Raw genomic sequence first — 6,468 nt, 5'->3', positions numbered from 1 at the left:
CTTCGCGCCTTCGCGCCTTCGCGCCTTCGCGCCTTCGCGCCTTCGCGCCTTCGCGTGAGCTTATTGGAAAAGTATTGCTTTTAGCCCTCGCGCTTGTGGGCGATCTTGTTGCTCCCAGGCGAGTCTTGGCTGGATCAGCTTTTGCGCGGCATTTCTTGCTGGTTCTTCACACGTTGTTAGCGCATGGTAATGGATTCGGTGCTCCCGCTGTGATATGGTAGCGTGCAAGGAGCATTCAGGCCACGCGAGGCGTCGTGTTCACGATCTACGCTATACGATAGTTAGCCCCCGACCTGAAATGTCTTAACCGATGACCAAAGACAACGAACAGCAGAGGTGCTGGAATCGTGGTTGAACCCTCGCTTTGATTGCACGTGAGTACACTAGGCTTTTCGACCGTCCATTCGATGGCGCGCGCTTCATTGAGCGGATACGCCGCAACTATCTTGCGCTTCTCAAGAAAGACAGCAGCGAGGATGGCAACTCAATCCCCATTTGAGCACTCACTACACGATTGGAAAAAAACGAAAGTGGGTTTCGCGTCGACGAGTTTCTTGTCGACATGGAATCACTATCGAAAGGTGAGAGTGGTCAGATACCCACCGCGAAAGCAGGTGGGCGTGTGCGCGCTCCTTCGCCCGGAGGCGACGCAGCACAAGAGGCCGTCTGACGGGCGGCCCTGCCCAACGAAAGGGGTCGTGCGTGGCGCAGACCGTCAACCTTTTACCCGGCAGCGGGCTCCCTGCCGGAACTCCCGAAGGTTCAGTTGGCAACGTGCAAACCGTGGCTCGTGGTGCGCACCACGAGTGCCTTCGCACATCTGAGCGTAGGATATCAGCATTCGCATGCCCATGCAAACGTGCGCTAAAGGGGGCGAAAGCCGGGGCGTTCCTCCCACCGCGAGAAGCGGGTGGGTTTCCCGCCCTCAAGGGTAAACACCTATGAACTGGCACGACGAGACCCAAGACCAGCCGCTCACGATCGAACAGGCGCGGCAGCAGACCGAGAAGCAGCTGCAGGTCAGCGAGGAACGATATCGTCTGCTGGCCGAGAACGCATCGGATGTCATCTGGACCATGTCGCTGGATGGTCGGATCACCTATATCAGCCCTTCGGTGGAGCGACTGCGCGGCTTCACCCAGGAGGAGGCAATGCAGCAGACCCTTGAGGAGATCCAGACGCCCGAGTCTCAGGCGATCACACTGGCTTATTTCTCGCGCATGGCGGGTCTCCTCCAAGCCGGGCTCCCTCCGGAGTATGCACGCTACGAGCAAGAATATCGCTGTAAGGACGGTTCAACCATCTGGTGCGATGTCCACGTCTTGCCGGTTCATACCGCGGACGGTGTCACAGTGGAAATACTCGGGGTGTCGCGGGACATCACGGCCGTGAAGCGTGCCGAGAGCGAGGCGAAGCGCAGCGAGGAACGCCTGCGCAAGATGCTCCAGCATCTGCCGGTCGCCGTCGCGGTGGCGAACTTGCAGGCGGATCAACGGATTCTTTACCGCAATACCGCATTTGATCAGATTTTCGGCTGGACTCCGCAGGAGATTCCGACCCACGAAGATTGGTTCGTGCGGGCCTATCCGGACGAAGACTATCGGCGCACCGTGCTCGACAAATGGAATGGGGCGATCGCACAGGCAGCCGCCCAGCAGGGGCATGTGACGCCTCACGAGTTTCGCGTGACGAGCCGGAACGGGCAGGTCAAGGATATCGTCATCGGCGGCACGATCCTCGACGACCAACTGATCTGCTCCTTCGTCGACATCAGCGAGCGTAAGCGGTTCGTGGCGGAGTTGGTCCAGGCGCGGGACGCGGCAGAAACGGCGAATCGCGCGCTCCAGCAGGCCAACGCGGAGCTTCAACGACTCGCCGTCACAGACCGCCTCACCGGCGTTTGGAATCGGGCCTATTTCGAGGAGGCGGTCGCGGCGGAACGCACGCACGCCGTGCGCTACGACATGCCGTTGTCGCTGCTGATGCTCGATCTCGATCATTTCAAGGTGATCAACGACACCTATGGCCATCTCGTCGGTGACCGGATCTTGATCGAGTTAACCCGTCTTATCGGCCAGCATCTGCGCACGGTCGACATCCTGGTTCGTTGGGGTGGCGAGGAGTTCGCTCTCCTGATGCCTCACTGCGGAGCGACCGAGGCGCTGCACGCGGCGGATCGGCTGCGGGTCATCATTGCGAACCATTCATTCCCCGAGGTCGGCGCAGTCACCGCGAGTGTCGGTGTTGCCGAATTTCAGCCCCAAGAAAGCGTTCATGCCTGGATCAAGCGGGCCGACGATGCGCTCTACCAGGCCAAGTCCGGGGGCAGAAACCGCGTTTGCCGTTGCGATCCTGAGAACTGATGCACCGCTGCAATGCCTGCCTGACGGGTTGCCTGCCGAAGCTGCCCATGTTGGTCGTCGGCTGCGTCGGGATGGTCAGTCGGCGGAGTCACGTTGAGCGGGCCGCCCCAGAGATGCCCGGGTTTCGCCAGTGCTTGGGGGGGGTGTCGCTCGTTCGTTGCTCTGCGTTCCGCTGCGGCCTCGGCGGTGTAGCTCCAGCTTGTTGACGCGACCCCGGCAAGTTCAGGCGCGCGGGCTGTTCACGCTGCGGCTCGGGCTGCGGCGGAACGACGACGAGGCTCCGCTGCGAGCCTAGGGCGCGGTGGCAGTGCAGGCACCGGTTTCGGGTGCCGACCCGCGCTCACGCCATCATGCGCAGCCCACGAGGATCGCCGACGGTGCCAGCGCAGGGGCCTGCGCTGGCATTCAGCACTGGGAGCTTATGGTTCAGCAGAATGCCTTAAACCGATCACATGGCACGATTCTGCACGAATCGTTGGCATGCCCCAAGGAGACGCAGGCGCGGCATGGGCCGCTGTGCAGAGCGCTGAAAAACGGCGACGGCCAGCCGCTACGCGACCAGACCATCCAGGCGCGTTGGGCTGCCTCCTGCGCGCAAGCTGGCGTTCATGGTACCCTGCACCAGCTTCGCCACCGTCACGCACCAGCCCTTGTCCAAGACGGGGTGAGCCTGGCGACCATCCGCACGCGCCTGGGCCACCAACACATCCCGACGACGCTCCGTTACGCCGAGCAGAGCGACGCCGCAGCTGATGCCGAGCTACGCCAGCGACGGCGGGGCCTTCCGCACAAGCACACGTAAGCACCGTACACGATCTCGGTTCTTGCGTTTTCTGTTCCTATGATACGTAGACCCCAAGCTGTACCCCATTCTCAACCCGTCAAACTAGCTCGGGCACTCTACTAGGCAACGCGCTGCTCCGGCCGCAATCGGGCTGCCTTATGCTTCAGGCTCGAGGGGGCTAGCGATGCGGATGCTGTAGAGGTAGATCGCATTGACGATAATGCCGAAGGCCACTGAGGCGACGGCAGCCAGCAGGCTGGACGGCCACGCCGCCGCCAATGCGAGGCGCAGGAGGATCGTGCACGCCACAAACCCGGCGTTGCGGAACACCAGCGGGTAGTTTGCCGACAGCAACAACGAGAGCAGCAACAACAGCACATCGGTGAACACCAGCACCGTGAAGATGTCGGTGTAGAAGATCGTCGTCAGGGTGCGCGGCATGGCGCTGTTTTCAACCAGGGCCAACCAGACCGCACTGCCCCAACTCCAGACGCTTGTCCCGAGGAGTACGAAGAAGAGGGTGCTGAGGAAGAGAGCCACGATCTTCTTCTGGGCGATAAACAGCGCCAGGGCGGGTTCGGGCGCTCCGCGTACGGGTTCGGCAGGGCGGCGCCGGTTGATGTGGTAGAACACGCCGACCATCAGGAACAGCAGAATACCGACCGTCAGATCGATCAGCACCTTCCGAAATGGATCACTCTGCGTGTCGATCAGGCTCAGGTTCTCGAATTCGGCCAGATCCTTGAATACATTGCGCACCGTGATGAGGGAGATGATCTCGAACTGGCGGCCGAGAGCCAGGGTGGTCGATTGGGGAAGGGTCAAGATCAACAGCAGCAACTCGTAGAAGAGGATGAAGCTGAAGGGAGTGTAGATCGCACTAAGATAGTTTGTGCCGACAATGGGGATGAGCGGCCCAAAGGTCGGCAGCCAGGTACAGAGCCAGATCAAACCGAGATGGCTCAGAAAGCCGACAATCCCAACAATGATGATCGCGCGTTCGAGCCGGTGAATGCCATGTGGATCGGAGAGACGGTCGAAGAGGGCCGCCAGCCGAAACTGGATCTGTACGAGCGGCGACGGACGTGGAGGAAGCTGCGCGACGGAGTCGGAAGAAGCCATTGCCAACCTCAACGGGTAAGGAGCGCCGCGGCGTCGGCGCGTCTGTGGCAAATATGCACGCTAAAGGTATGATACACCAATTGGGCGCATCTGCGCCTGGCATGCGCGGGCCGTTCACGGCCACGGCAGGAAGCTGCGCTTGCCCTGCTGATAGTTGCTCTCAGTGTTGACAAGAACAACGGAATAATGATACTATCTCTCAGTACGGAAACGATACAATGTATCATTTAGTACAACAGCGCTTCAGGCTGCGTTCCGTTTCGTGATCCGCATCATTGGTTGATGCGCTCGGATCGCATACCCAGAACCTTGGCGTCGTGAAGGAGACGATCATGTCCGTTGAGGTGCCTGTTCACCCCGTTCCGTTGACCATCCTGACCGGCTTCCTGGGGGCCGGCAAGACGACGTTGCTCAATCGCATTTTGCACGCCAACCACGGCCTACGCGTTGCGGTGATGGTCAACGATTTCGGCAGCATCAATATTGACACCCAGCTTGTGGTGGGTGTCGAGGGTGAAGCCGTCTCGCTCGCCAACGGCTGTATCTGCTGCAGCATCCGCGGCGACCTGCTCAACAGTGCGCTCCAGTTGCTCGAGCGGCGCGAGCCACCCGAATATCTTCTCATCGAGGCCAGTGGGGTCAGCGATCCCTGGGCGGTGGCCGAGACCTTTGAACTGCCCGAGTTGCGACCCTTTTTCCGGATCGACGGGGTGATCACGGTCGTTGATGCCGAGTATGTGCGCCAGCAACGGCATTACGAGGATCTGATCATTGATCAGGTGAGTGCAGCCGACATCGTGGTGCTCAACAAGGTTGACTTGGTGGAGGCCGATCAGCAGGCAGCAATGATCGCGTGGGTGCGCCAGATTGTGCCGCGTGCGCGCATCCTTCCCGCCGTTCACGGCGACGTTCCCTTCCATCTGCTGCTCGGCATTGGGCGCTACAAGATCGATCTGATGCCCCTCCAGCCAGCACCACACCAGACCCACGACGATCATGTCCACGAGCCGGATAGCGCCCACGACCACGAGCATGATTCGGATGCTGCGCACGATCATCACGACCACGGGGCCGCCTTCAGTACGTGGAGCTATACCAGTGCGCGACCGTTCGGCTTCAAAGCGCTGCGCGAGGTTGTTCTGAACCTGCCGGTGGAAATCTTCCGCGGCAAGGGGCTGATCTACCTGGCTGATGCGCCCCATCGCCGGGCCATCCTGCAAGCGGTTGGCCCACGGGTCACCGTCACCCTCGCCGAACCCTGGGGCAAGGAGTCGCCGCACACCCAACTGGTCTTGCTCAGCACACCAGGCGGGCTGAACGAAGCCGAGTTACAAGCGGCGCTCGACCGCTGCTGCACTGAACTGTCGCGGGAACAAGCCGTTGCGGCCCAACAAACCTGGATGCGTGAGGTGAAGGCGTGAACAACGACAACACTGTGATTGATCTGCGTGGCGAGGAGGCACCATGACACCCACAGCCTCCACGACCGCCCTGGTGCTCCGGCCAGCCGCTGACGCTGAGTTCTGGGCGGTGGCCCGGCTCTTTGCCGCATTGCATGAGGTGAATGCTGGGTTCGACCCCCTCTTTCGCCTCGCCGAGACCTGGGAGGCGTTGCTCTACGAGCATTTTCGGCAGACTCACCATGCCCCCGGTGCTTGCTGGCTCTTGGCCTGGCGGGGGGATGAGCCAGTCGGGCTGCTGTTGCTGGAGGCGCACACCGATTCCCCACTGTTTGCCGCGCGGCGCTGGGCCGAACTGGTGGCCCTCTATGTCGTCCCGGATCAACGTGGCAGTGATCTGGGACGACGCATGATCGCGGTTGGCACGCAGTGGGCTGCCGCCCAGGGCTTCGACCGCATCCAGCTCTACGTCACCGCTGCGAATACGCACGCGAAGCACTTCTATGCCCGCTGCGGTTTCGCCCCCGTACAAGAGATCTGGCGCATTGCCTTGACGCCTGCACCGGGCGTCATCCCACCGCCCGACCCCTCGTGCGAGACCAACGGTCATGCTGCGCATCAGATCGAATTGGGGCACCATCATTTGGCCATGGAACTGAGCGCCTCCCCCAACGTGGAGCCTCCCGATGCTTGATCTGTTTGGCATACAGCTGCGCCCTGAGCCGGCCCACCGTGCGACCAGCAAAGCCTGGGAGCGAGGGCGTCCCGCCCTCGGAATGCCTTCGAGGGCGGGACGCCC

Annotated in this window: 5 protein-coding genes; 4 read left to right on the top strand and 1 reads right to left on the bottom strand. The window is 61.4% G+C overall.

What is annotated here, in order from left to right; all coding sequences use genetic code 11:
• Window positions 1-941: 941 nt before the first annotated feature.
• Entirely contained in the window at window positions 942-2,363 is a 1,422-nt protein-coding gene (locus EYB53_RS24780) for a sensor domain-containing diguanylate cyclase (protein WP_135482201.1), read from the top strand.
• 421 nt (window positions 2,364-2,784) lie between these two features.
• Window positions 2,785-3,165 carry a tyrosine-type recombinase/integrase gene (locus EYB53_RS24775; protein WP_135482199.1) on the top strand — a complete coding sequence of 127 codons (381 nt, stop codon included), beginning with the start codon at window positions 2,785-2,787 and terminating at the stop codon, window positions 3,163-3,165.
• 138 nt (window positions 3,166-3,303) lie between these two features.
• Here the strand turns inward: EYB53_RS24775 and EYB53_RS24770 are convergent, their stop codons facing one another.
• Window positions 3,304-4,269 carry a hypothetical protein gene (locus EYB53_RS24770; RefSeq protein WP_135482197.1) on the bottom strand — a complete coding sequence of 322 codons (966 nt, stop codon included), beginning with the start codon at window positions 4,267-4,269 and terminating at the stop codon, window positions 3,304-3,306.
• Between the two features lie 332 nt (window positions 4,270-4,601).
• Between EYB53_RS24770 and EYB53_RS24765 the strand changes: the two genes are divergently transcribed.
• Together EYB53_RS24765 and EYB53_RS24760 are read left to right on the top strand one after the other, a co-directional pair.
• The gene (locus EYB53_RS24765) at window positions 4,602-5,690 is read left to right on the top strand and encodes a CobW family GTP-binding protein (protein WP_135482195.1); all 1,089 of its coding nucleotides are present in this window, start codon (window positions 4,602-4,604) and stop codon (window positions 5,688-5,690) included.
• A gap of 43 nt (window positions 5,691-5,733) precedes the next feature.
• Window positions 5,734-6,363, top strand: a complete 630-nt coding sequence (locus EYB53_RS24760) for a GNAT family N-acetyltransferase (RefSeq protein WP_135482193.1) — start codon at window positions 5,734-5,736, stop codon at window positions 6,361-6,363.
• The last annotated feature ends 105 nt before the right edge of the window (window positions 6,364-6,468 follow it).

Origin of the sequence: Candidatus Chloroploca mongolica, from assembly GCF_004762035.2 — a bacterium.
In the GTDB taxonomy this organism is placed as follows: domain Bacteria; phylum Chloroflexota; class Chloroflexia; order Chloroflexales; family Chloroflexaceae; genus Chloroploca; species Chloroploca mongolica.
Note: the sequence above shows the minus strand (reverse complement) of the source record. Positions and strands in the feature narration are given on the sequence as shown.